Raw genomic sequence first — 22470 nt, forward strand, 5'->3', positions numbered from 1 at the left:
CGGGGGCATGGGCCTCCGATGACAAGGAGTTCGATGCGACGACGTTTCCATTTCATCTTCCTGCTGGCCTTGTGGTCCGGATGGGCGCAAGCCTCGATGGGCATGGCGGAGCTTCCTGCCACCGCTGACGACGGCCCGGTCACGGTGTTCTACCCGTCCACCGATGCGGCCCAGCCGACCCGGCGCGCCCGCTTCACGCTCGACATGGCGGCGCAGGGCGCGCCGGTGCGCGGCAATGGCCGGCTGGTCGTCGTCTCGCACGGCTCCGGCGGCGCGCCGTGGGTGCACGCGGACCTGGCGCGCAGTCTGGTCGAAGCCGGCTTCATCGTCGCCATGCCCGAGCACAAGGCCGACAACTACAAGGACGACAGCAACCCCGGCCCCGACAGCTGGTCGATGCGCCCGGCCGAGGTGTCGCGCGCCATCGACGCAGTGGCGCGCGACCCGCGCTTCGCGCCGCTGCTGCAGCTCGACAAGGTCGGCATGTACGGCATGTCGGCCGGCGGGCATACGGCGCTGAGCCTCGCGGGCGGGCGCTGGTCGCCGGCCGGGTTCAAACAGCATTGCGAGGCGAACCTGGTGGACGACTTCCAGTCCTGTGTCGGCCTGATCATGCGGCTGACGGGCGGGCCTTTCGATGGCCTGAAGAAATGGGCCGCGCTGTGGGTCATCCGCCATCGCTTCGACGACGCCACCCCGCGCGAGCACACCGACCCGCGCATCGCCGCCATCGCCGCGGCCGTGCCTTCGTCGGCCGATTTCGACATGGCCTCGCTGGCCGACCCGCGCGTGCCGCTGGGGCTCATCACCGCCCGGCAAGACCGCTGGCTGATCCCGCGCTTTCACAGCGACAGGGTGCTGGCGGCCTGCCTGCCGCGCTGCGAACTGATTGCCGACATGCCCACTGCCGGGCACGGTTCGCTGCTGTCGCCGCTGCCGCCGGGACTCACCGGGCTGATCGGCGACATGCTCAACGACCCGTCTGGCTTCGACCGCAGCGGCGTGTTACCGGACGTGAACCGCAAGACAACAGTATTCTTCAGCGCGCATCTGCTGCCTTGATGCGGGTCGGGGACTAACGTACGAGCCTCTGATTTCGCCGACAGCCGATTCCCACACGTGTGGGCGACTGTCGCGCACATGGCGACAGATGACGGCCCGGCCATGGTTGCACCCGAATCGATCGAACCTCGGTCGGTTCTTGAAATCGTGACCATGCTACGAAAGGAACAGTCACCCATGAAGCAACAGCAACACAACCGCATCTTCCTCGGCGCCCTGCTCGCAGGCCTCCTGGCCGTCGGCGGCGCAGCCCAGGCGCAAGGCGTCGGGGTCGGCGTGGGAGTCAATGCAGACGTGAACACTTCGGGCGCCGCCGGCACCGGCTCCCCACAGGGCGGAGCCGCAGCAGGCGCCGGTGCACGCACCGGTGCGGCCGCAGGCGCCCGCACGAATGCCGGCACTACCGCCACCGACGCGGCCGGCAACTCGACAGGCGGCGTTGGCAATGCCGTCGGTGGCGTGCTGGGTGGTGCCACCGGCGCTGTCGGCGGCGCCACCAATGCAGTGGGCGGCGTAGCGAACACCGCTGGCAGCACGCTGAATGGCGCAACCGGCGCCGTGGGCTCGACCGCCGGTACCGTGAAGCCGGCAAACGCCGGCGCGAAGGCTCGCGCCAAGGCCCAAGGCTCGGGCGCTGTCGACATCAAGCAGCAGTAACCCCGGCGGCCAAGCCGAAGAAAGCCCGCAGCGCCTGCGTTGCGGGCTTTCTTATTGATGAAGCCTCAGTCAGCCAGCTTGAGCTTGAACAGGCTGGTGACTTCCGCGTCGAGCACCACCAGCTCGCGCTGGTTGAAGAGCCGCCAGCGCCAGCGCAGGATGCCGAGCGTGGGGCGCTTCTCGGAGCGGCGCACCTCGATAACGTCTGCCACCAGTCGCAGCGCGTCGCCGGGCCGCACGGGGTTGGGCCAGCGCACATGCTCGAGCCCCGGCGACGCAAAAGACTCGGAGCCGGCGAGCGCCGCGCCGACCACCAGCCGCATCGCGATGGAGCACGTATGCCAGCCGCTGGCGATCAGCCCGCCGAAAGGGCTGTCGGCAGCCGCGTCGGCATCGGTGTGAAACCACTGCGGGTCGTAGGCCCGCGCGAACTGCAGGAGCTCGGCTTCGGCAAGCACGTAAGGGCCGGCCTCGATAACCTGGCCTGCGTGGAAGTCGGCGAACTTCATCCGCCGCAGCTTAGTACGTTTCGAGGTGCAGGCGGCCTTCGCGTTTCAGGGCAGCGCCCACGGTGTCCCAGTCGAGCCCCGCTTCCTTCGCCACGTCGCGCAGTGCGAGCACCACGCCCTCTTCCATGCTCTTGAGGCCGCACACGTAGAAATGGCTGCTGCCGTCTTTCAGCAGTGCGGCCAGGTCGGCGGCGCGTTCGCGCATCAGGTCCTGCACGTAGCGCTTGGGTTGCCCCGGCGTGCGCGAGAACGCGAGGTTGATGTCGATGAAGTCCTTGGGCAGCGACTGCAGCGGGCCGAAATACGGCAGCTCCTGCTGCGTGCGCGCGCCGAAGAACAGCATCAGCTTGCCGCCTTCGAACTTGCCGCTCTTGCGCAGCCGGCGGCGCCATTCGGTCATGGCGCGCATCGGCGCGCTGCCGGTGCCGGTGCAGATCATCACGATGTGCGACCTGGGGTGGTTCGGCATCAGGAACGACGCGCCGAAGGGCCCCACCACCTGCACCGTGTCGCCCACCTTCAGGTCGCACACGTAGTTGGAGCACACGCCGCGCACCGGCTCGCCTTCGTGGTCTTCGGTCACGCGCTTCACGGTGAGCGAGACGTTGTTGTAGCCGGGCCGCTCGCCGTTGCGCGGGCTGGCCACCGAGTACTGGCGCGCATGGTGGCGCTTGCCGATAGCATCAATGCCTGGAGGCACGATGCCGATCGACTGGCCTTCGAGCACCGGGAATGGCAACACGCCAAAGTCGAGCACGATGTGATGCGTCTCGCTGTCGAAGCCCGCCTCGGTGCAGTTGAAGTTGCCCACCACGGTGGCGGTGGTCGGCGTCTTCGGCGGAAAGAGATTGGTGTAGGCGTGCGCAGCCGACCAGGGCGGCACGGTGGCGCCGTACTGCGCGGAGTTGAAGGCCGGCTCGACGGATTCGACTGCAGCCTGGGCTTGCGCCTGGGTTTGCTCAGGCGCGGCGGCATCGCCAGCGGCTTCGGCAGACACGCCGGCCGCTTCCAGTTCTTCGGGTGAGAGCTCGGCGGGCAGCGATTCCCAGGTGAGCTGTTCCTCGATCGTGTACGCGCGCACCAGCGGCATCGTGCGCCAGTTGTCGATCGAGCCCGTCGGGCACGGCGAGATGCAGGCCATGCAGCCGTTGCAGACGTCGGCTCGCACGACGTAGTTGTTGTCGTCGTGCGTGATCGCGTTGACGGGGCAGGTGGCCTCGCAAGTGTTGCAGCGGATGCAAATCTCGGGGTCGATCAGGTGCTGCTTGATGACCCCGGCTTCAACGGCCATGTCCATGTTGTTCTCCATCCCCTCGCCGTGGGGACGAGGGATTCATATCCAGGCGCTCAGCCGAAACGCACGTATTCGAAGTCCACGGGCTGGCGATTGATGCCCATCACCGGCGGCGAGATCCAGCCTGCGAACTTGCCCGGCTCCACCACGCGGCCCATCAACGATGCCACGAAAGCGAAGTCTTCGGCGCTCGGCAGCCATTCGTCGCGCTTGGCGGCCCATTCCACGTCGTTCACCACGCGGCCTTCCGGCGACATCTTGATGCCGGCGAGCGCGCCGATCTGGCGGTTGAAGGCCTTGTGCGGCACCACCAGGCGGGTCGGGATGCCGGCCTTTTCCAGCACCTTGTTCCAGCGGCCGACGCCGGCCACCGAGTCCTTGATGAAGTCGTCGCGCAGCACTTCGTTCAGTGCATTGAGCATCGGCACGTCTTTCTCGACGAGCTGGCCCTCCTTCACTTCCAGCACCTTGTAGGTCTGGCCCTTGAGGATGTGATCGTCCGTGCGCTTGCCTTCTTCGTAGCGGCCCTTCAGGCCCGAGCTGTAGAAGATGGCGGCGTTGCTCGACTGGTCGGCGCCGAACAGGTCGATGGTCACGCTGTAGTGGAAGTTCAGGTAGCGCTGGATGGTGCCCAGGTCGATGCAGCCCGCGGCGCGCACCTTCTGCGCGTCATCGGTCTTCAGCTCGTTCATCACCTGAGCGGTGCGCGCGATGACGCGCGACACGCCGCTTTCGCCCACGAACATGTGGTGCGCTTCCTCGGTCAGCATGAACTTCGTGGTGCGCGCCAGCGGATCGAACGCGCTTTCGGCCAGCGCCGAAAGCTGGAACTTGCCGTCTCGGTCGGTGAAGTACGTGAACATGAAGAACGCGAGCCAGTCGGGCGTGCGCTCGTTGAACGCACCCAGGATGCGCGGGTTGTTCTCGTCGCCCGAGGTGCGCTGCAAGAGCGCCTCGGCTTCCTCGCGCCCGTCGCGGCCGAAGTGCTTGTGCAGCAGATAGACCATCGCCCACAGGTGGCGGCCTTCTTCCACGTTGATCTGGAACAGGTTGCGCAGGTCGTACATGCTTGGCGCCGTGAGGCCCAGGTGGCGTTGCTGCTCGACCGAAGCGGGCTCGGTGTCGCCCTGCGTCACGATGATGCGGCGCAGGTTGGCGCGGTGTTCACCGGGCACGTCCTGCCAGGCCTTCTCGCCCTTGTGGTCGCCGAAGTGAACTTCGCGGTTGGCGTCGCCCGGGTTCAGGAAGATGCCCCAGCGGTAGTCGCGCATCTTCACGTGGCCGAACTGAGCCCAGCCCTGCGGGTCGACGCTCACGGCCGTGCGCAGGTACACCTCGTGGTTGGTGGAGCCTTCGGGGCCCACGTCGTCCCACCAGTTGATGAAGTTGGGCTGCCAGCCTTCGAGCGCGCGCTGCAGCGTGCGGTCTTCGCCGAGGTTGACGTTGTTGGGGATCTTCTCGCTGTAGTTGATCGTGCTCATCGTTGTTCCTTGGGTTGTACGGACTGTCAGCTCAAACGCGGTTCATGTCGAAGCCGGCCTTTTCGCCGGTGCCGTAGACCTTGAGCGCACCCTTTTCGCCGACGGCGTTGGGGCGGTTGAAGATCCAGTTCTGCCAGGCGGTGAGCCGGCCGAAGATGCGGGTGGCCATGTTTTCCTTGCTCGCGAAGCGCAGGTTGGCCTCAAGGCCGGTGAGCGCGTCGGGCGACATGGCGGCGCGCTCCTCGATGACGATGCGGATCTCGTCGTCCCAGTCGATGTCGTCGGGCGCAGCGGTGACCAGGCCGAGCTTCAGCGCTTCGTCGGCGTCGAGCGCCTTGCCGGCGGCGGCGCGCGCGGCTTCGAGCGGCGCGGCCTCTTCATAGAAGCGGCGCTGCAGGCGACTCTGGTCGTTCACCATCGGGAAGAAGCCGAAGTTGAACTCGTCGAGCGTGAGCTTCGGTGCGCGGTCGGCATCGTCGGGCAGCGCGAGCATGTACGTGCGGTCGGCCGCAAAGGCCAGCTCGGCCAGCGTGCCGGCGAAGCACGAACCTGCCTCGACCAGTGCGAACAGGCTGCGCGAAGAAACATCGAGGCGTGCCAGCGTGCGACGCAGCGCACCGATGGTTTCGCGCACCAGCCAGTGGTCCTTGTTGGCGAGCATCACGGCGTCCGACGCGAGCACGGCGGCGGCATCGCCTTCGGTCTTGAGCAGCCAGGTGCCGATGTCGAGTTCGTTGGTGCGCAGATTGAGGATGGCGTCGTCGAGTTCGCGGCACATCGCGAGCGGCCACCAGGCGGCGCCTGCGGCTTCGATGGCGGCGATGTCCGCCGGCTGCGTGCCGGTGGGGGCCTTGACGGTGATCGTGGCGGTGCGCTTGCTGCGGTCGATCTGCACGTTGACGTGCGAATAGGCGATGCCGTCGGCGCTGTCGGTGCGCTCGAGGCGGGTCAGGGCCACGCCCTTGCCGCCGGCGGGGCGGTCGCTGCCTGCGGCGAGCTGCGAAGCGCGCTCCTGCACGGCGGCAGCGAACTGCGCGGGCTTGGCCACGGCATCGACCAGGCGCCAGTCGACCGCGCGCTGGCCGCGCACGCCTTCGACGCTGGTGCAGAAGATGTCGGCAAGGTCATGGCGCACGTGGCGCTTGTCGGTCACGCGGGTCAGGCCGCCGGTGCCGGGCAGCACGCCGAGCAGCGGCACTTCGGGCAGCGACACGGCGGAGGAGCGGTCGTCCACCAGCAGGATCTCGTCGCAGGCCAGCGCCAGTTCGTAGCCGCCGCCCGCGCAGGCGCCGTTCACGGCCGCGAGGAACTTCAGGCCCGAGTGCTTCGAGGAGTCTTCGATGCCGTTGCGCGTTTCATTCGTGAACTTGCAGAAGTTGACCTTCCACGCATGGCCCGAGACGCCGAGCATGAAGATGTTGGCGCCCGAGCAGAAGATGCGGTCCTTGCCGCTGGTGACGATCACGCTGCGCACTTCGGGGTGCTCGAAGCGCACGCGGTTGAGCGCGTCGTTCAGCTCGATGTCCACGCCCAGGTCGTAGCTGTTGAGCTTGAGCTTGTAGCCGGGGCGGATGCCGCCGTCTTCCGCAATGTCGAGCACGAGGCGCGCGATGGCACCGTCGAAGCTCAGCGACCAGTGGCGGTATTGGCCGGGCTCGGTGCGGTAGTCGACGCGCGGGGGCGCCTGGAGCGTGGTGGTGTCGGTCATGCGGAAGTCTCCTGTGGGGCAGTGTTCGGAAACCGTGAACAGGAAAGATAATGCACTTTCTTGCTCCGATGACATGCATCATGCTGCATGCAAGTAGGCAAGTCAATGCCTAGTGCACTTTTTTTCAGATTTCAGGCTGGGTTGAGGGGGGTCAGGGTGCGTGCGCAGGCCACCGGGTACTCCCCTCCGCGAATGTCCCCCGGGGCTTCGCCCCTCCTCCTTTATTTCGCTGCGGGGAGCACCCGGCGCCCTGCGCACAGGGCACGCTGCTGGTGTTCTGCCGACCAGCCAGCGCTCTGTCCAACGATCACGACGGCGGGGTGCCTTGCGCAGCGAAATAAAGGGGGAGGCCGCAGGCCGGAGGACATTCGCGGAGCAAGGTACCCCGTCGGCGTGATCCCACCCCGAAGGCTCAGGCGCCCAACCCCATCGACTGCCGAGCCACCGCCCGCAGCGCCTGGAAGCTCTGCGACAAAGTCCTGCCGCTGGTGTCCACCGACAGATCGGCCTTCGAATAAAAGGCGGCCCGGCCGTTCAGGATGCGGCGCAGGTCTTCCATCGCTTCCTTGCTGGCCGCCATCGGGCGGGTGTCGCCCTGCGCGGCCACGCGACCCATGTGCTCCTCGGGCGCGGCCTGCAGCCACACGGTGGTGCAGTGCGCGAGCAGTTCGTTGAAGGTGGCCGGGTCTGACACGATGCCGCCGGGCGTGGCGATGACCACCTCGCTGTAGATCTGCACAGCCTCCTCGAGCGCGCGGCGCTCGTAGCGACGGTAGGCGTTGGTGCCGTACAGGTCGTGGATCTCGCGCACGCTGCAGCCGGCGAGCTTCTCGATCTCGCGGCTCAGCTCGATGAAGGGCAGCTCCAGGTCTTCGGCCAGCATCTGCCCCAGCGTCGACTTGCCCGCGCCGCGCAGGCCCACGAGGGCGATGCGCCGATGCCGCGCCGGGTCGACAGAGGCGGTGCCCAGCAACTCGCCGAGCGCCACGCGCACGCGGCGCAGGTCGGCTTCGCTGCGGTGCTCGAGCAGTTCGCGGATCAGCAGCCACTCGGGCGAGCTGGTCGTGACGTCACCCACCAGTTCGGCCAGCGAGCAGTGCAGCGCACCGGCCACCTGCTGCAACACCAGGATCGACGCGTTGCCGATGCCGTATTCAAGATTCGCCAGGTGGCGCTCCGACACGTCGGCCGAAATAGCCACCGCCTTGCGCGTGAGGCCGCGCTGCGCGCGCAGGTTGCGCACGCGGTCGCCCAGCGCCACCAGCAGCGGATTCTTCGCCTCCCCGGCGACGGCGTGACCCTGGGCACCGTTGCCGCTTTCCAGCGCGGCAGCCAGCCCCGCGTCTACATGCTCATTCATGCAATTCCTCGTTCTTCGCCGGGATTGTGCGCGCTCAGGGTAAACACCATAGATGCACTATATTGCTTGACACTCATTGTCTCGATGCTTATTGTTCGGCCACACGCAAGATACTGCACGCGCAGTGATCCTGCAAGGTAGTTCCAAAGTTCGAGGCCCCACGATGTCCGACAGCAGCACTCCCGCCACCGGCAAGGAAGCATTTCACCAGCTGATCGCCGGCCTGACCGCCGAGATTGCCGGCAGGCCGCTCGACGGCACGCTCGACCAGTGGCTCAACGCCACCCACGGCGCGGGCAGCGCCAGCTTCGAACAACTGCGCCAGGCCTGCATCGGCGGCGTCGCCGAAGGCTGGCTCTGCGAACGCGAAGGCGGCGGCATCAGGTACGGCCGCGTCTTCAAGGCCGAAGACGCGCTGCACCGCTTCTCGGTCGACGTGGTCGACATGAAGGACATCGCCGGCCCGCACCACACGCATCCGAACGGCGAGATCGACCTGATCATGCCGCTCGACGACAGCGCCGCCACCTTCGACGGACGGCCCGCGGGCTGGTGCGTCTACGGGCCCGGCACCGCGCACCGCCCGACCGTGGCCAGTGGCCGCGCGCTCGTCCTGTATCTGCTGCCCGAAGGGCAGATCAAGTTCACCGTATGAAGCACTCCCCCAGGCTTGCCCACTTCGTGTGGCCGCCAACCCCCTCGCCGGGGGCAACACCAGCGGCCCGGCAAAGCCGGTTCCGCGGTGTTCCCCGAACCTGCCCACGTTGAGACCCATCGAATGACCGAGCTCCTTTCCAACTACGTCGCCGGCCGCTGGCAAAGCGGATCGGGCGCCGGCACGCCCCTGTTCGACCCGGTGCTGGGCACCCAGCTCGCGCGCGTCGATGCCACCGGCCTCGACCTGCCCGCGGCCTTTGCCTTTGCACGCGAACAGGGCGGCCAGGCGCTGCGCGCCCTCACCTACCGCCAGCGCGCCGCCTTGCTCGCAGCCGTCGTGAAGGTGCTGCAAGCCAACCGCGACGCGTACTACGAGATCGCCACCGCCAATTCAGGCACGGTGAAGAACGACTCGGCCGTCGACATCGACGGCGCGATCTTCACGATCGGCCAATACGCGAAATGGGGCGACGCACTGGGCGACGTTCGCGCGCTGCGCGACGGCGAAGCCGTGAAGCTCGGCAAGGAGCCGGTATTCCAGTCGCAGCACCTGCAGGTGCCGACGCAGGGCGTGGCGCTGTTCATCAACGCCTTCAACTTCCCCTCGTGGGGCTTGTGGGAAAAGGCTGCGCCCGCGCTGCTGTCGGGCGTGCCCGTGATCGTGAAGCCCGCCACGGCCACCGCCTGGCTCACGCAGCGCATGGTGAAGGACGTGGTCGATGCAGGCGTGCTGCCCGCTGGCGCGCTCTCCATCGTCTGCGGCAGCTCGGCCGGCTTGATGGATGCGCTGCAGCCCTTCGACGTGGCCTCGTTCACCGGTTCGGCCGAGACGGCCGCAGTGATCCGCTCGCACCCCGCCGTGGCCGAACGCTCGGTGCGCGTGAACATCGAGGCCGACAGCCTCAACAGCGCCCTGCTGCTGCCCGGCGCCGCACCCGGCAGCGAGGCCTTCAACCTGCTCGTGCGTGAAGTGGTGCGCGAGATGACGGTGAAGTCGGGCCAGAAATGCACGGCCATCCGCCGCATCCTGGTGCCAGCCGAGGTGTACGACGCGGCGGCCGAAGCCATCGGCGCCAAGCTCGCGGGCATCACGGTCGGCAATCCGCGCAACGAGAGCGTGCGCATGGGTTCGCTCGTGAGCCGCGCGCAGTTGAACGCAGTGCGCGAAGGCCTCGACGCACTGACCGCGCAAACGTCCGTTCTGCACGATGGCCGCAACAAGCCGCTGATCGACGCCGACCCGAACATCGCCGCCTGCATCGGCCCCGTGCTGCTTGGCGCGCGTGACGCCGATGCGGCGCAGCGCGTGCACGACGTGGAAGTGTTCGGCCCCGTGGCCACGCTGCTGCCCTACCGCGACCTCGCGCACGGCATCGCGCTGGCGCATCGCGGCCAGGGCTCGCTCGTCACCTCTCTATATGGCAGCGACGACGCAGCTCTGGCGCAAGCCGCGCTGTCGGTCGCGTCGAGCCACGGCCGCGTGCACGTCATCACCCCCGAAGTGGCACAGGCCCACACCGGCCACGGCAACGTGATGCCGATGTCGCTGCATGGCGGCCCCGGCCGCGCGGGGGGCGGTGCAGAGCTCGGCGGGCTGCGAGCGCTCGATTTCTATCACCGCCGCAGCGCGGTGCAGGCAAGCCCCGGCGTCATCGCCGCGCTCGGCCTCTAGAACAAGAACACGGCCGAAGGAGACAAGACCATGACCCTGCCCACACGATTCAACTTCGCCGAGCATCTGTTCGCCCTCAACCGTAGCCGCGCCGAACGCACCGCCTACATCGACGACCGAGGCACGCTGAGCTACGGCCAGCTCGAAGACCGCGCGCGCCGGCTGGCCGCCGCGCTGAAGTCGGCCGGCATCCGGCGCGAAGAGCGCGTGCTGCTGCTGATGCTCGATGGCAACGACTGGCCCGTGAGCTTTCTCGGCAGCCTCTATGCCGGCGTCGTGCCGGTCGCTGTCAACACGCTGCTCACGCCCGACGACTACGCCTACATGCTCGACCACAGCCGCGCGCAGGCGGTACTGGTGTCGGGCGCGCTGCTGCCCACGCTGCAGGAGGCGATGGCACGCGGCGGCCATGAAGTGCACACGCTGATCGTGTCGCAGCCCACGGGCGCCCTGCCCGATGGCGCGAAGGAATTCAATGCCGCGCTCGCCGCCGTCGAGCCCCTGGCGTCGCCCGTGACAACCGCTTCCGATGACCCGGGTTTCTGGCTGTACTCCTCCGGCTCCACCGGCAAGCCCAAGGGCACGGTCCACACGCATGCCAACCTGTGGTGGACGGCCGAGCTCTACGGCAAGCCTGTGCTCGACCTCACCGAGAACGACGTGTGCTTCTCGGCCGCCAAGATGTACTTCGCCTACGGCCTCGGCAATGCGCTGACCTTCCCGCTGTCGGTCGGCGCCACCGTGGTGCTGATGGCCGAGCGGCCCACGCCCGACGCCACCTTCCGCCGCTGGGTGGAGCACAAGCCCACCGTGTTCTTCGGTGCGCCCACGGGCTTCGCGGGCATGCTCGCATCGCCCAAGCTGCCTGCGCGCGAAGCGGTGGCGCTGCGCATGTGCTCATCGGCCGGTGAAGCCTTGCCGGGCGAGATCGCTCAGCGCTTCAAGGCGCACTTCGGCTGCGAAATCATCGACGGCATCGGCTCGACCGAGATGCTGCACATCTTCATCTCCAACCGCCCCGGCGACATCCGCTACGGCACCACCGGCAAGCCGGTGGACGGCTACGAGGTCGAGCTGCGCGGCGAAGACGGCCGCCCGGTGCCCGACGGCGAAGTGGGCGACCTCTACATCCGCGGCCCCAGCTCGGCCCTGATGTACTGGGCCAACCGCGAGAAGTCGCGCGAGACCTTCCAGGGCGGCTGGACCAAGAGCGGCGACAAGTACACACGCGACGCCGACGGCTACTTCACCTACGCCGGCCGCAGCGACGACATGCTCAAGGTCAGCGGCATCTACGTGTCGCCCTTCGAGGTCGAGGCCACGCTGATGCAGCACCCGGCCGTGCTCGAAGCGGCAGTCATCGGCAAGGAAGACGCCGAAGGGCTGACCAAGACCAAGGCCTTCGTGGTGCTGAAAGACGGCAGCGCGGCAACCGAGGAAGAGCTGAAGGCCTTCGTCAAGGAACGCCTCGCGCCATATAAATACCCGCGCTTCCTGGAGTTCGTGAGCGAGCTGCCGAAGACGGCGACCGGCAAGATCCAGCGCTTCCGGCTGCGCGAGCGCGAGAAGCAGGCATGAGCACGCCCGAGTTCGCCGCCATCGACTGGCGCGGTCGCACTGTGCGCATCGAGTGCCAGTGGATTGCCCCTGAGCGCACCGACGCTCCGCTCATCGTGTTCCTGCACGAAGGCCTCGGCTCCGTCGCCATGTGGAAGGATTTCCCCGCGCGAGTCTGCGAAGCCGCCAGCGCGCGAGGCCTGGTCTTCTCGCGCCCCGGCTACGGCCGCTCCACCCCGCGCGCCGACGACGAAATCTGGGACGTCGACTTCATGCACCGCCAAGCGCACGAAGTGCTGCCCGCCCTCTTCACCGCGCTGGGGCTCGGCGATGAAAAGCCCTGGCTCTTCGGCCACAGCGACGGCGGCTCGATCGCGCTGCTGTACGCCTCGCGCTTTCCCGAAAAAGTCGAAGGCCTGGTCGTGCTCGCTCCGCATATCTTCGTGGAAGACAAGACCGTCGCGAACATCGAGATCGCCCGCACCGCGTACCTGGGCACCGACCTGCCGAAGAAGCTCGGCCGCTATCACGACAGCGCCGACTCCGCCTTCTGGGGCTGGAACCGCATCTGGCTGCACCCGCCCTTTCGCGACTGGAACATCGAGGCGGAGCTCGACACCATCCGCTGCCCCGTGCTTGCCATGCAGGGCATCGACGACGAGTACGGCACGCTTGCGCAGATCCGCGGCATCGCCGCGCGCGTCAGTGGTTGCGAGCTGCTCGAAATCCCTGAATGCGGGCATTCCCCGCATCGCGATCAGCCGGATCGTGTCATCGTCGCGGCCACTTCTTTCATCACCAAAAACAGGAGACAGACACCATGACCCTTCCCACCTCCGTGCGTACAGCCCGACTGGCCCTCACGGCCATCGCTTTCGCCGCGCTGGCCTCGGCCGCCGGCGCCCAGGGCACCGGCAAGCTCAAGGTCGGCCTGATGCTGCCCTACAGCGGCACCTACACCGCCCTGGGCGTGGCCATCGAGAACGGCTTCAAGCTCTACGTCGACGAGCAAGGCGGCAAGCTCGCCGGCCGCGAGATCGAATACTTCAAGGTCGACGACGAGTCCGACCCCGCCAAGGCCACCGACAACGTCAACAAGCTCATCAAGCGCGACAACGTCGACGTGATCGTCGGCACCGTGCACTCGGGCGTCGCGATGGCCATGGCCAAGGCCGCCAAGGAAAGCGGCACCGTGCTGATCGTGCCGAATGCCGGCGCCGACGCCGTGACCGGGCCGATGTGCGCGCCCAACATCTTCCGCAGCTCGTTCAGCAACTGGCAGCCGGCCTTCGCCATGGGCGAAGTGGCGGCCAAGCAGCAGGGCAAGAAGAAGGCGATGACCATCACCTGGAAATACGCGGCCGGCGACGAGTCGGTCAACGGCTTCAAGGAAGGTTTCGAGAAAAACGGCGGCAAGGTCGACAAGCAGCTCACGCTGCCCTTCCCCAACGTGGAGTTCCAGGCGCTGCTGACCGAGATCGCGGCGGCCAAGCCCGATGCGGTGTACGCCTTCTTCGCGGGCGGCGGCGCGGTGAAGTTCGTGAAGGACTACCAGGCCGCAGGCCTGAACAAGACCATTCCTTTGTACGGCCCCGGCTTCCTGACCGACGGCACGCTCGATGCACAGGGCGAATCGGCACAAGGCATGCTGACCACGCTGCACTACGCCGACGGCTTGAACACCGCGCGCGACAACGCCTTCCGCGTCGGCTATGCCAAGGCCTTCAAGCTGCAGCCCGACGTGTACGCCGTGCAGGGCTACGACGCGGCACAGATGCTGGGCGTGGGCCTTGCCGCCACCAAGGGCGACATCGGCAAGAAGGCCGAGTTCACGGCCGCCATCGAGAAGGCCAGGATCGACAGCCCGCGCGGCACGTTCACGATGAGCAAGTCGCACAACCCGGTGCAGGACATCTACCTGCGCAAGGTCGAGGGCAAGGAAAACAAGCTGGTGAGCACGGCCATCAAGGGACTGGCCGACCCAGCCCGCGGCTGCAGGATGTAAGCGGGCCACAAGCCCTTCGTCTGTCTCGTTCCCTCGCGGCCCTCGACTGAGTTCACGGGCCGCGAGCCGCCTTGCGGCAACCACACAACCAACTGGGATCTCACACGGTGGATTTCGGAACCTTCTTGGTCCAGTGCCTGAACTCGGTTCAGTACGGACTCCTGCTCTTCCTCGTGGCCTCGGGGCTGACGCTGATCTTCGGGATCATGGGCGTCATCAACCTCGCCCACGGCAGCTTCTACATGATCGGCGCGTACATGGCGTTCGCGCTCGCGCCGCTCTTCGGCGACCAGTTCCTGCTGATGCTGGTGGCCGGCGTGGTGCTGGCCGCCGTGTTCGGCTACCTGCTCGAATGGGCCTTCTTCAGCTACCTCTACCAGCGCGACCATCTGCAGCAGGTGCTGATGACCTACGGCCTGATCCTGGTGTTCGAGGAACTGCGCTCCATCCTGGTGGGCAACGACGTGCACGGCGTGAAGGTGCCCGCATGGCTCGACGGAAGCTTCGCGCTGGGCAATGTCATGAGCTACCCGTGGTACCGCCTCTTCGCCTCGGCCGCCTGCATCGTGCTGGCCGTGGGGCTGTACTGGGTGGTCAACCGCACGCGGCTGGGCATGATGATCCGCGCCGGCGCAAGCAACCGCGACATGGTGCGTGGCCTGGGCATCGACGTGAAGCGGCTCTATCGCATCGTGTTCGCGGCCGGCGTGGCGCTGGCGGCGCTGGCCGGCATGATCGCCGCGCCGATGTCCTCGGTGTACCCGAACATGGGCGCGAGCGTGCTCATCATCTGCTTCGTGCTGGTGGTGATCGGCGGCATCGGCTCGATCACCGGGGCGCTGGTGGCCTCGCTGCTGGTGGGCTTCGTCGACACTTTCGGCAAGGTGTTCTTCGCGGACCTCAGCGGCATCGGCATCTATCTTCTGATGGCCATCGTGCTCATATGGAAGCCCGAGGGGCTGATGGGGAGGCGGCCATGACAGCCATGAAAAAAAACGCCTTTCTCCTGCCCGTAGCTTGCGCGGTGGCCATCGGCATCGCCGGTCCGTTGCTGGGCAACTATGCGTCGGACTTCATCGTGAAGGTGATGATCCTGTCGATCTTCGCGCTGAGCCTGGAGCTGCTGGTGGGCATGACGGGTCTCGTGAGCCTGGGCCACGCGGCGTTCTACGGCATCGGTGCGTACATGACCGTGCTCGCCTCGGGCAGCGAGGGCGGCAACTTCGCGCTGCTGCTGCCGCTGGCCATGGGCGCGGCGGCGCTCTATGCGCTGTTCGTCGGTGCCTTGAGCCTGCGCACGCGCGGCGTGTACTTCATCATGGTGACGCTGGCCTTCGCGCAGATGGCCTTCTTCGTGTTCCACGACACCAAGGTCGGCGGCGGCAGCGACGGCATCTACATGTATGTACGCCCTGCCATCGGCGCGCTCGACATGGAGAACCGCACGGTGCTGTTCTACGTGGTGCTGGCGTCGCTGGTGTTCACCTACGGGCTGCTGGCACTCATTCGCCGCTCGCGCTTCGGCGCAGCGCTGGCCGGCATCCGCGTGAACGAGCAGCGCATGCGCGCGGCAGGGTTCGCGGTGTATGGCTACAAGCTCGCGGCCTTCGTGCTGGCCGGTGCGCTGGCCGGGCTCGCGGGTTTCCTGCTGGCCTCGCGAGACGGCGTGGTCAACCCGGAGCTGATGGCATGGCACAACTCGGGCGAAGTGCTGCTGATGGTGATCCTCGGCGGCCTCGGCCATCTGCGCGGCGCGGTGATCGGCGCCATCGCGTTCACGCTGCTGAAGGAAATCTTCTCGACGCATGCGGTGATGGGCCCGCTGGCGGACCACTGGCAGCTGACGCTGGGGCTGACGATCATCGTGTTCGTGGCGCTGCTGCCCAAGGGGCTGATCGGCCTGGTCCAACGCCTGTCGCCGAAGGGGGCCGCATGACGACCGCACTGCTTTCCGTCGAAGGCCTCACGCGCCGCTTCGGCGGCCTCACGGCCGTCAATGCCGTCACGCTCGACCTGCACGTCGGCGAAGTCCATGCGGTGATCGGCACCAACGGCGCGGGCAAGTCGACGCTGATCAACATGCTCTCCGGCGAGATCGAAGCCTCCGAAGGCCGCATCGCGCTCGACGGCGTGGACATCACCGGCCGCGCCCAATCGAAGCGCGCGCGCGACGGCGTGGGCCGCAGCTACCAGCGCACGACGATCTTCCCGGAGTTCAGCGTGCACGAGAACTGCCGCCTCGCCGCGCAAGCCGCCACGCCCAAGCCCTGGGCGTTCTGGCAATCGTCGAAAGATTGCGCCACCAGCAACGCATCGGCCGACGCGGCGCTCGAAGCTGCTGGCCTCGCCCATGAAGCGGGCCGCATCGCCGGCACCATGAGCCACGGCGCGCAACGCCAGCTCGAAGTGGCGATGTGCCTGGCCACCAACCCACGCGTGCTGCTGCTCGACGAGCCGCTCGCCGGCATGGGCGCGGAGGAAACCGACCGCATGCTCACGCTGCTCGCGCGGCTGAAGGCCACGCATGCCATCCTGCTGGTGGAGCACGACATGGACGCGGTCTTCCGCATTGCCGACCGCATCACGGTGATGGTGAACGGCACCGTCATCGCCACAGGCAACCCCAAAGAGATTCGCGAGAACCCCGAAGTGCGCACCGCCTACCTCGGAGAAGACCACTGACATGCTCATCGTCCGCGACCTCAACACCTACTACGGCAACAGCCACATCCTGCGCGGCGTGCACGCCGGCATTCCGGCGGCCACCTCGGTCGGCCTGCTCGGGCGCAACGGCATGGGCAAGACCACGCTGATCCGCACGATGATGGGCTACGTGCGCCCCGCTTCGGGCGAAGTGCAGGTCGACGGCCGCACCGTCACCGGCCTGCCGCCCGAGAAGATGGCGCGGCTGGGCATCGGCTACGTGCCCGAGGGCCGCGGCATCTTTCCGAACCTGTCGGTGCGCGAGAACCTCGTGATGAGCGAACGCGCCGGCATCGACGGCCGGCGCGAGTGGACCTTCGACCGTGTGATGGCGACATTTCCGCGCCTCGCGGAGCGGCTGTCGCACGGCGGCCAGCAGCTGTCGGGCGGCGAGCAGCAGATGCTGTCGATCGGCCGTGCACTCATGACCAACCCGCGCCTGCTGATACTCGACGAGGCCACCGAAGGCCTGGCGCCGCTGATAGTGGCCGAGATCTGGCGCGTGATCGGCGAGATCCGCGCGACCGGCATCGCGACGCTGATCGTGGACCGCGACTACCGCAAGGTGTTGGCGCACACCGATCTTGCGGTGGTGATGGAGAAGGGACAGATCGTGCGGCACGGGGCTTCGGCCGATCTGCTGGCCGAGCCGCAGGCGCTGGAAGAACTGCTGGGCGTGTAGAAGGGGTGCGCCCGCACGCGGTTGCGGCTGACGCAGTGAGCAATCAGGCCACGCGCTGCTTGAGAACAGCCAGTTCAATGGCCGGCGCTGGCCAGAGCTGCAGGTGGTAGCGATCGCCGCCTTCCAGCCCGTCTTCGGAAAGCGTGTCCAAGCCCGCATAGCAGGCACGCAGCCTGTAGGTTCCGGGCGCAACGGGAATGCGCGCCGCATCGGGAAAGTAGTCGGTACAACCGGCAATGACCAGGTTGGCGCTCTGCGTCACCAGCGTGCATTCGACGACATGCTCCCACTGATCGAGATCGAGCGGGCTTTCCGTATCGAGGATCTCGACGGTGACGGGCACGTCCATGTTGCGAACGGTGCCGATGCCGACGACGCCGGCTTCGGTCGCAAGCATGCGTTCCACGGCTTCGTCTGTCCACGCATCGGAGAGGTCGCCATCCGCGGCCTCGTCCTGGATGTAGAACTGGAAGTAGTCGGCAAAGATGCTGAATTCATGCATGGGGCGTACTCCGATTCCTTTTTTGCTATTCGATGAAGCGCCGCAGCCCTTCAAGATCGATCACGGTGATGCCACCGTACTCGATCCGCAGGAAGCCCGCTTCCTTCAGCCGGTTCAGCGCCGCATTGCACCGCTGACGCGACACGCCCGAGAGATTCGCAATCTCCTCCTGCGAGGTCTGCAGGTGCGGCTCGCTCCCCGGATGCAGCCACGGGTGGAACAGCCCCGCCAGCGCGCGCGCCACCTGGCTGTCGGCATCGAGCAGCCGGTGCGCCGCGTAGTTGCCCATGAACCAGTGCAGCCGCTCGTTGATCTGCTGCAGCAGGAAGTGGTCGAAGCCGCGCTGCGTGCGGTGCAGCCACTCGAAGGTTTCGAGCGGCAACTGCGCTACGCGGCTCGGCCGCAGCGCGATGATGTCGGCCGAACGCGGCAGCGCCCGCAGCAGCGTGCCTTCTCCAAACCAGCTGCCGACCGAGAGCCCGCCGAAGGTCACGGAGCGTCCGTCGCTCGAGGTGATCGACCACTTGAGCAGCCCTTCGAGCGTGCCGTACCAGTGCAGTGGCGTGTCGCCGCGCCGGCACAGCGCGGCACCCGCGGCCACGTCGACCTCGCGTATCTCGTCGAACACGCGCTCGCCCGCCGCCACGTCGAGCAGCGGGAACCAGGCCGAGCCCTGGAGCAACTGGGGAATCGTGAGCGATGCCGCCTGGATGGCGGGCCTGGTCGTGGGCATCTTCTTTTTACTGCGCGCCCTTGAGCTGTTGCAGCTCGGCCTGCGCTTCACGCAATTTTTCTTCGCGGTCTGCGATCTTGTCGGCTCGGCCCTTGTGCTGCGCCTCGCGCAGGTCACGCTCGCGTTCTGCCACCTTGCGCTCCTGGCTGCGAATGCGCCGCTGGTGCTCTGCACCCAGCTTCGCGTCGCTGCAGGTGCGGCGCACTTCGCCCAACGCCTTTTCGAGCCCGCGCACGCGCTGCTTCTGGCCCTTGGCCTTGGCCGCCTCGATGTCGCGGCCAATGGCCTCGCGCTTGGCTTCGCAAGTGGCGGGGCCTGCCGGTTGCGCGAGCGTCCAGGTCGAGGTCAGCGCGGCCGCGGCGGCCAGGAGGATGGGCAGTAGTCTCATTGGTTCTCCTTGATGCGCGCAATGGCGCTGGGGCGACTTTAGCGTTTGGCGCAGCGTAAACCCTGCCCCCAAATGTCGTCGCGATGACTGAGTGCAAATGCGCCCCAAAAAATAATGACGCGCCCCCATGAAAGACACCAGGAGTCCCCGAGCATGTCGAAGCGCAAAGTGATCGTGACCATCGCCCCCACCGGCGGCATGGCGCACAAGTCGCAGAACCCCCACCTCCCCACGCAGCCCGCCGAAATCGCCGCCGACGTGCTGCGCTGCTGGAACGCCGGTGCCAGCGTGGTGGCCATCCACGCGCGCCGCCCGGACGACGGTGCCACCTGCAACGCCGACGTGTACCGCGACATCAACAGCCGCATCCGCGCAGGCGGCAGCGACATCGTCATCAACAACTCCACCGGCGGCGGCGTACACGGCGACATGGTGAAGCCGCTGGCCGGCGAGCGCTGGGAGATCGCGTGGGAAGAGCGCATCAAGGGCATGGACGCTGGCGCCGAGATGTGCACGCTCGACGCGACCACGCTCAACCTGAGCTTCGAAGGCAAGCAGATCCTGATGGACACGCCCATCACCCGCGGCCGCGAACTGGCCGCCGGCATGAAGGCGCGCGGCATCAAGCCCGAGTGGGAGGTGTTCAGCCCCACGCACATCCTGCAGGACACGACCACGCTGATACAGGAAGGCCACGACGACGAGCCCTACTTCATCAACCTTGTGATGAACGTGCACCGCAACTTCCAGAACGCGATGCCCTACTCGCCGCGCTTCCTGCAGATGATGGTCGACACCCTGCCCAAGGGCAGCATCTTCTGCGTGAGCGGAATCGGCCCCTCGCAGCTCGAAGCCAACGTGGCAGCGTTGCTGCTGGGCGGCCACGCGCGCGTCGGCCTGGAAGACAACCTCTACTTCCGCCAGGGCGAGCTGGCCACCAACGTACAGCTCACCGAGCGCATGGTGCGGGTGATACGCGAGCTCGACATGGAGGTGGCCACGCCGGCCGAGGCGCGGCAGATGATGGGCCTGCCGCGCGTGGGCACGCCACGGCCCGAGTTCGCGCTGGGCTGACGACGAAGAAGAACCAGAACAACGAACGAACGGAGACAAGCACATGAACATTTCCCGCACCGCTCTGGCCCTCGCCCTGGGCACGGCTTTCGCAGCAAGCGCCTCGGCCCAGGTGCCCGACGACGTGATCCGCATCGGCTTCATCAGCGACATGTCGGGCATCTACCGCGACTACGACGGCCCGGCGGGCGCCGAGGCCATCCGCATGGCCATTGCCGACATGGGCGGGGCCATCGGCGGCAAGAAGATCGAGCTGGTCACGGCCGACCACCAGAACAAGCCCGACATCGCCGCCGCGAAAGCACGCGAGTGGTTCGACGTGCAGAAAGTCGACATGCTGATCGCGGGCGTCAACTCGGGCGCGGCCATTGCGATGGCCGGCGTGGCGGCCGACAAGAAGAAGCCGTACTTCGTAGTGGGCTCGGGCGCATCGAGCCTCACCAACGAGTACTGCTCGCCCTACACCGTGCACTACGCCTACGACACGGTGGCCATGGCGCGCGGCACTGCGAGCGCGGTGGTCAAGGCCGGCGGCAAGAGCTGGTACTTCGTGACGGCCGACTACGCCTTCGGCGCGGCGCTGCAGAACGACGCGGCCAAGATCGTGCAGGCCAGTGGCGGCACGGTGGCGGGCTCGGTGAAGCATCCGCTGGGCGCGAGCGATTTCTCGTCGTTCATGCTCCAGGCACAGAACTCGAAAGCGCAGGTGCTGGCGCTGGCCAATGCGGGCGGCGACACGGTCAATGCCATCAAGTCGGCGGCAGAGTTCGGCATCAGCAAGAACATGAAGCTGGCCGGCATGATCATCACCATCAACGATGTGCATGCGCTGGGCCTGAAGAGCTCGCAGGGCATGTACCTCACCGACAGCTGGTACTGGAACCAGAGCCCCGAGGCGCGCGAATGGGCGCGCCGCTTCTTCGACAAGCACAAGCGCATGCCCTCCTCCTTCCATGCCGGCGACTACTCGGCCGCGCTGCAGTACCTGCAGGCCGTGAAGGCCGCGGGCAGCGACGATGCCGACAAGGTGATGGCGCAGTTGCGCAAGACGAAGTTCAATGACATGTTCGTCAAGGGCGGCTGGCTGCGCGACGACGGGCTGATGGTGCACGACATGCACCTGATGCAGGTGAAGACGCCGGCCGAGTCGAAAGAACCATGGGACTATTACAAGGTGGTCGAGCCGATCCGCGGCGAGGCCGCATGGACCACGAAGGCGGAGAGCCGCTGCGCGCGGTGGAAATCAGCATGAGCATGAGCACTTCTTCTTCGAGCGTGAAGCGCGTGGCGGTTGTCGGCACCGGGGTGATCGGTGCGAGCTGGGTCGCGTACTTTCTCGCGCACGGGCTCGACGTGAACGCGACCGATCCGTCACCCGGCGCCGAAGACAGGCTGCGCGCTGCGGTGGCGCAGCACTGGCCCACACTGGAGCGCTTCGGCCTGGTGCCGGGTGCATCGGTAGACCGGCTGCGCTTTCACGACAGCCTGGAAGACGCCGTTTCGGTGGCCGACTTCGTGCAGGAAAACGGCCCCGAGCGCATGGACTTCAAGATCGACCTGTTCCGCCGCATGGATGCCGCCGCGCCGCCGGACACGATCCTCGCGTCGAGTTCGTCGGGCCTTGCGATCAGCGGCGTGCAGTCGGGCTGCGTGCATCCACAGCGCGTCGTGCTGGGGCATCCGTTCAATCCGCCGCACCTGATTCCGCTGGTGGAGGTGATCGGTGGCGAGCAGACCTCGGCCGAGGCCATCGAGCGCACGATGGCGTTCTACGCCGCCATCGGCAAGCGGCCGATCCACGTGAAGCGCGAGGTCAAGGGCCACATCGCGAACCGGCTGCAGGCGGCGCTGTGGCGCGAAGCCTTCCACCTCGTCAACGAAGGCGTGGCGAGCGTGGCCGACATCGACACGGCCATCGCGCACGGACCCGGCCTGCGCTGGGCGGTGATGGGGCCGTTCATGAACCTGCATCTCTCGGGTGGTGCTGGCGGCATCGAGCACGTGCTCGCGCATCTGGGTGGACCGATCGAGGACTGGTGGAAGGACTTGGGCACGCCGTCGATGACTGCAGATCTCAAGCAGAAGGTGACGGACGGCGTGGCCCAGGAACTGGGCTCACGCCGCACCAGCGACCTCGAAGCTGCCCGCGACACCCTGCTGTTAAACCTGATTCGCGCGAAGGCAGAGACCGGCAAGCTCGACTAGATGAAAGCTTGCTTTTCGATTTTTCGCGTTGTTCGTTCGGGGTGCGATCCCGCCGACGGGGTACCTTGCTCCGCGAATGTCCCCCGGCCTGCGGCCTCCTCCTTTATTTCGCTGCGCAAGGCACCCCATCGACGTGATCGATGGACGCAACGCTCGTGCGGCCGGCAATACGGCTGCGCCCATGTGCGAATGGCACCAGGTGCTCCCCGCAGCGAAATAAA

General features: G+C 67.0%; 22 protein-coding genes. 14 read left to right on the top strand and 8 right to left on the bottom strand.

Features of this window, described 5'->3' with window-relative positions; genetic code table 11:
- Window positions 1–33: 33 nt before the first annotated feature.
- Window positions 34–1062, top strand: coding sequence for an alpha/beta hydrolase family protein (locus AC07O3_RS30915; RefSeq protein WP_495341151.1), 1029 nt, complete (start codon window positions 34–36; stop codon window positions 1060–1062).
- Between the two features lie 177 nt (window positions 1063–1239).
- A complete protein-coding gene (locus AC07O3_RS30920) occupies window positions 1240–1719 on the top strand; it encodes an adhesin (RefSeq protein WP_093057054.1) in 480 nt (159 codons plus the stop codon).
- Between the two features lie 65 nt (window positions 1720–1784).
- Here the strand turns inward: AC07O3_RS30920 and AC07O3_RS30925 are convergent, their stop codons facing one another.
- The 5 genes from AC07O3_RS30925 to AC07O3_RS30945 form a co-directional block, all read right to left on the bottom strand.
- Window positions 1785–2228 carry a MaoC family dehydratase gene (locus AC07O3_RS30925; RefSeq protein ID WP_093174767.1) on the bottom strand — a complete coding sequence of 148 codons (444 nt, stop codon included), beginning with the start codon at window positions 2226–2228 and terminating at the stop codon, window positions 1785–1787.
- Window positions 2229–2238: 10 nt separating this feature from the next.
- Window positions 2239–3525 (bottom strand): benzoyl-CoA 2,3-epoxidase subunit BoxA, encoded by a 1287-nt coding sequence (boxA, locus tag AC07O3_RS30930; RefSeq protein WP_495341152.1) that lies wholly within the window; start codon window positions 3523–3525, stop codon window positions 2239–2241.
- 50 nt (window positions 3526–3575) lie between these two features.
- Entirely contained in the window at window positions 3576–5003 is a 1428-nt protein-coding gene (boxB, locus tag AC07O3_RS30935; protein ID WP_093057056.1) for a benzoyl-CoA 2,3-epoxidase subunit BoxB, read from the bottom strand.
- A 31-nt stretch (window positions 5004–5034) separates the two neighbouring features.
- Window positions 5035–6711, bottom strand: a complete 1677-nt coding sequence (gene boxC / locus AC07O3_RS30940) for a 2,3-epoxybenzoyl-CoA dihydrolase (RefSeq protein WP_495341153.1) — start codon at window positions 6709–6711, stop codon at window positions 5035–5037.
- Between the two features lie 412 nt (window positions 6712–7123).
- Window positions 7124–8071 (bottom strand): helix-turn-helix transcriptional regulator, encoded by a 948-nt coding sequence (locus tag AC07O3_RS30945; RefSeq protein ID WP_495341154.1) that lies wholly within the window; start codon window positions 8069–8071, stop codon window positions 7124–7126.
- 163 nt (window positions 8072–8234) lie between these two features.
- Here AC07O3_RS30945 and AC07O3_RS30950 point away from each other — a divergent pair, with 163 nt between their 5' ends.
- The 9 genes from AC07O3_RS30950 to AC07O3_RS30990 all read left to right on the top strand — a co-directional run bounded on the left by AC07O3_RS30950 (window position 8235) and on the right by AC07O3_RS30990 (window position 17347).
- A complete protein-coding gene (locus AC07O3_RS30950) occupies window positions 8235–8726 on the top strand; it encodes a DUF4863 family protein (RefSeq protein WP_093057059.1) in 492 nt (163 codons plus the stop codon).
- Between the two features lie 123 nt (window positions 8727–8849).
- Window positions 8850–10400 carry a 3,4-dehydroadipyl-CoA semialdehyde dehydrogenase gene (locus AC07O3_RS30955; protein ID WP_495341155.1) on the top strand — a complete coding sequence of 517 codons (1551 nt, stop codon included), beginning with the start codon at window positions 8850–8852 and terminating at the stop codon, window positions 10398–10400.
- Between the two features lie 30 nt (window positions 10401–10430).
- Window positions 10431–11978 (top strand): benzoate-CoA ligase family protein, encoded by a 1548-nt coding sequence (locus tag AC07O3_RS30960; RefSeq protein ID WP_495341156.1) that lies wholly within the window; start codon window positions 10431–10433, stop codon window positions 11976–11978.
- Complete coding sequence (locus AC07O3_RS30965) at window positions 11975–12781, top strand: alpha/beta fold hydrolase (RefSeq protein WP_495341157.1); 807 nt, start codon at window positions 11975–11977, stop codon at window positions 12779–12781. Before AC07O3_RS30960 ends, AC07O3_RS30965 begins: the two co-directional genes overlap by 4 nt.
- On the top strand, window positions 12778–13962 hold the full coding sequence (locus tag AC07O3_RS30970; protein WP_093057063.1) for an ABC transporter substrate-binding protein: 1185 nt from the start codon (window positions 12778–12780) through the stop codon (window positions 13960–13962). Before AC07O3_RS30965 ends, AC07O3_RS30970 begins: the two co-directional genes overlap by 4 nt.
- A 107-nt stretch (window positions 13963–14069) precedes the next feature.
- Complete coding sequence (locus tag AC07O3_RS30975) at window positions 14070–14942, top strand: branched-chain amino acid ABC transporter permease (protein ID WP_093057064.1); 873 nt, start codon at window positions 14070–14072, stop codon at window positions 14940–14942.
- Window positions 14939–15898: a branched-chain amino acid ABC transporter permease gene (locus AC07O3_RS30980; protein WP_093076544.1), complete on the top strand. Its 960-nt coding sequence runs from the start codon at window positions 14939–14941 to the stop codon at window positions 15896–15898. The genes AC07O3_RS30975 and AC07O3_RS30980 overlap by 4 nt, the downstream gene beginning before the upstream one ends.
- Window positions 15895–16644, top strand: coding sequence for an ABC transporter ATP-binding protein (locus AC07O3_RS30985; RefSeq protein ID WP_093057066.1), 750 nt, complete (start codon window positions 15895–15897; stop codon window positions 16642–16644). Before AC07O3_RS30980 ends, AC07O3_RS30985 begins: the two co-directional genes overlap by 4 nt.
- Before the next feature lies 1 nt (window position 16645).
- Complete coding sequence (locus AC07O3_RS30990) at window positions 16646–17347, top strand: ABC transporter ATP-binding protein (RefSeq protein ID WP_093076543.1); 702 nt, start codon at window positions 16646–16648, stop codon at window positions 17345–17347.
- Window positions 17348–17390: 43 nt separating this feature from the next.
- Here the strand turns inward: AC07O3_RS30990 and AC07O3_RS30995 are convergent, their stop codons facing one another.
- Genes AC07O3_RS30995 through AC07O3_RS31005 form a run of 3 tightly spaced genes read right to left on the bottom strand, consistent with a single transcriptional unit; the run spans window position 17391 to window position 18970 of the window.
- Window positions 17391–17849: a hypothetical protein gene (locus AC07O3_RS30995; protein WP_495341158.1), complete on the bottom strand. Its 459-nt coding sequence runs from the start codon at window positions 17847–17849 to the stop codon at window positions 17391–17393.
- 25 nt (window positions 17850–17874) lie between these two features.
- Entirely contained in the window at window positions 17875–18582 is a 708-nt protein-coding gene (locus tag AC07O3_RS31000) for a Crp/Fnr family transcriptional regulator (protein ID WP_495341159.1), read from the bottom strand.
- Window positions 18583–18589: 7 nt separating this feature from the next.
- On the bottom strand, window positions 18590–18970 hold the full coding sequence (locus AC07O3_RS31005) for a DUF1090 domain-containing protein (protein ID WP_495341160.1): 381 nt from the start codon (window positions 18968–18970) through the stop codon (window positions 18590–18592).
- Between the two features lie 153 nt (window positions 18971–19123).
- Here AC07O3_RS31005 and AC07O3_RS31010 point away from each other — a divergent pair, with 153 nt between their 5' ends.
- The 3 genes from AC07O3_RS31010 to AC07O3_RS31020 are packed head-to-tail and all read left to right on the top strand — an operon-like array spanning window position 19124 to window position 22249.
- Complete coding sequence (locus tag AC07O3_RS31010) at window positions 19124–20044, top strand: beta-keto acid cleavage family enzyme (protein WP_495341161.1); 921 nt, start codon at window positions 19124–19126, stop codon at window positions 20042–20044.
- 43 nt (window positions 20045–20087) lie between these two features.
- Window positions 20088–21296, top strand: a complete 1209-nt coding sequence (locus tag AC07O3_RS31015) for an ABC transporter substrate-binding protein (protein ID WP_495341162.1) — start codon at window positions 20088–20090, stop codon at window positions 21294–21296.
- Window positions 21297–21298: 2 nt separating this feature from the next.
- Entirely contained in the window at window positions 21299–22249 is a 951-nt protein-coding gene (locus AC07O3_RS31020) for a 3-hydroxyacyl-CoA dehydrogenase NAD-binding domain-containing protein (RefSeq protein WP_495341208.1), read from the top strand.
- The last annotated feature ends 221 nt before the right edge of the window (window positions 22250–22470 follow it).

Source organism: Variovorax sp. GW821-FHT09D05 (assembly GCF_059416325.1).

Excerpts from the sequence above, each read along its gene's own strand:
- AC07O3_RS30965 (WP_495341157.1), top strand. The coding sequence starts at position 11,975 with ATGAGCACGCCCGAGTTCGCCGCCATCGACTGGCGCGGTCGCACTGTG.
- AC07O3_RS30995 (WP_495341158.1), bottom strand. The coding sequence starts at position 17,849 with ATGCATGAATTCAGCATCTTTGCCGACTACTTCCAGTTCTACATCCAG.
- AC07O3_RS30970 (WP_093057063.1), top strand. The coding sequence starts at position 12,778 with ATGACCCTTCCCACCTCCGTGCGTACAGCCCGACTGGCCCTCACGGCC.
- AC07O3_RS30950 (WP_093057059.1), top strand. The coding sequence starts at position 8,235 with ATGTCCGACAGCAGCACTCCCGCCACCGGCAAGGAAGCATTTCACCAG.
- AC07O3_RS31020 (WP_495341208.1), top strand. The coding sequence starts at position 21,299 with ATGAGCACTTCTTCTTCGAGCGTGAAGCGCGTGGCGGTTGTCGGCACC.
- AC07O3_RS30980 (WP_093076544.1), top strand. The coding sequence starts at position 14,939 with ATGACAGCCATGAAAAAAAACGCCTTTCTCCTGCCCGTAGCTTGCGCG.
- AC07O3_RS30920 (WP_093057054.1), top strand. The coding sequence starts at position 1,240 with ATGAAGCAACAGCAACACAACCGCATCTTCCTCGGCGCCCTGCTCGCA.
- AC07O3_RS30945 (WP_495341154.1), bottom strand. The coding sequence starts at position 8,071 with ATGAATGAGCATGTAGACGCGGGGCTGGCTGCCGCGCTGGAAAGCGGC.
- AC07O3_RS30990 (WP_093076543.1), top strand. The coding sequence starts at position 16,646 with ATGCTCATCGTCCGCGACCTCAACACCTACTACGGCAACAGCCACATC.
- boxB (WP_093057056.1), bottom strand. The coding sequence starts at position 5,003 with ATGAGCACGATCAACTACAGCGAGAAGATCCCCAACAACGTCAACCTC.
- AC07O3_RS30960 (WP_495341156.1), top strand. The coding sequence starts at position 10,431 with ATGACCCTGCCCACACGATTCAACTTCGCCGAGCATCTGTTCGCCCTC.
- AC07O3_RS30915 (WP_495341151.1), top strand. The coding sequence starts at position 34 with ATGCGACGACGTTTCCATTTCATCTTCCTGCTGGCCTTGTGGTCCGGA.
- AC07O3_RS30925 (WP_093174767.1), bottom strand. The coding sequence starts at position 2,228 with ATGAAGTTCGCCGACTTCCACGCAGGCCAGGTTATCGAGGCCGGCCCT.
- AC07O3_RS31010 (WP_495341161.1), top strand. The coding sequence starts at position 19,124 with ATGTCGAAGCGCAAAGTGATCGTGACCATCGCCCCCACCGGCGGCATG.
- boxA (WP_495341152.1), bottom strand. The coding sequence starts at position 3,525 with ATGGACATGGCCGTTGAAGCCGGGGTCATCAAGCAGCACCTGATCGAC.
- AC07O3_RS31015 (WP_495341162.1), top strand. The coding sequence starts at position 20,088 with ATGAACATTTCCCGCACCGCTCTGGCCCTCGCCCTGGGCACGGCTTTC.
- AC07O3_RS30955 (WP_495341155.1), top strand. The coding sequence starts at position 8,850 with ATGACCGAGCTCCTTTCCAACTACGTCGCCGGCCGCTGGCAAAGCGGA.
- AC07O3_RS30985 (WP_093057066.1), top strand. The coding sequence starts at position 15,895 with ATGACGACCGCACTGCTTTCCGTCGAAGGCCTCACGCGCCGCTTCGGC.
- AC07O3_RS31005 (WP_495341160.1), bottom strand. The coding sequence starts at position 18,970 with ATGAGACTACTGCCCATCCTCCTGGCCGCCGCGGCCGCGCTGACCTCG.
- AC07O3_RS31000 (WP_495341159.1), bottom strand. The coding sequence starts at position 18,582 with ATGCCCACGACCAGGCCCGCCATCCAGGCGGCATCGCTCACGATTCCC.
- boxC (WP_495341153.1), bottom strand. The coding sequence starts at position 6,711 with ATGACCGACACCACCACGCTCCAGGCGCCCCCGCGCGTCGACTACCGC.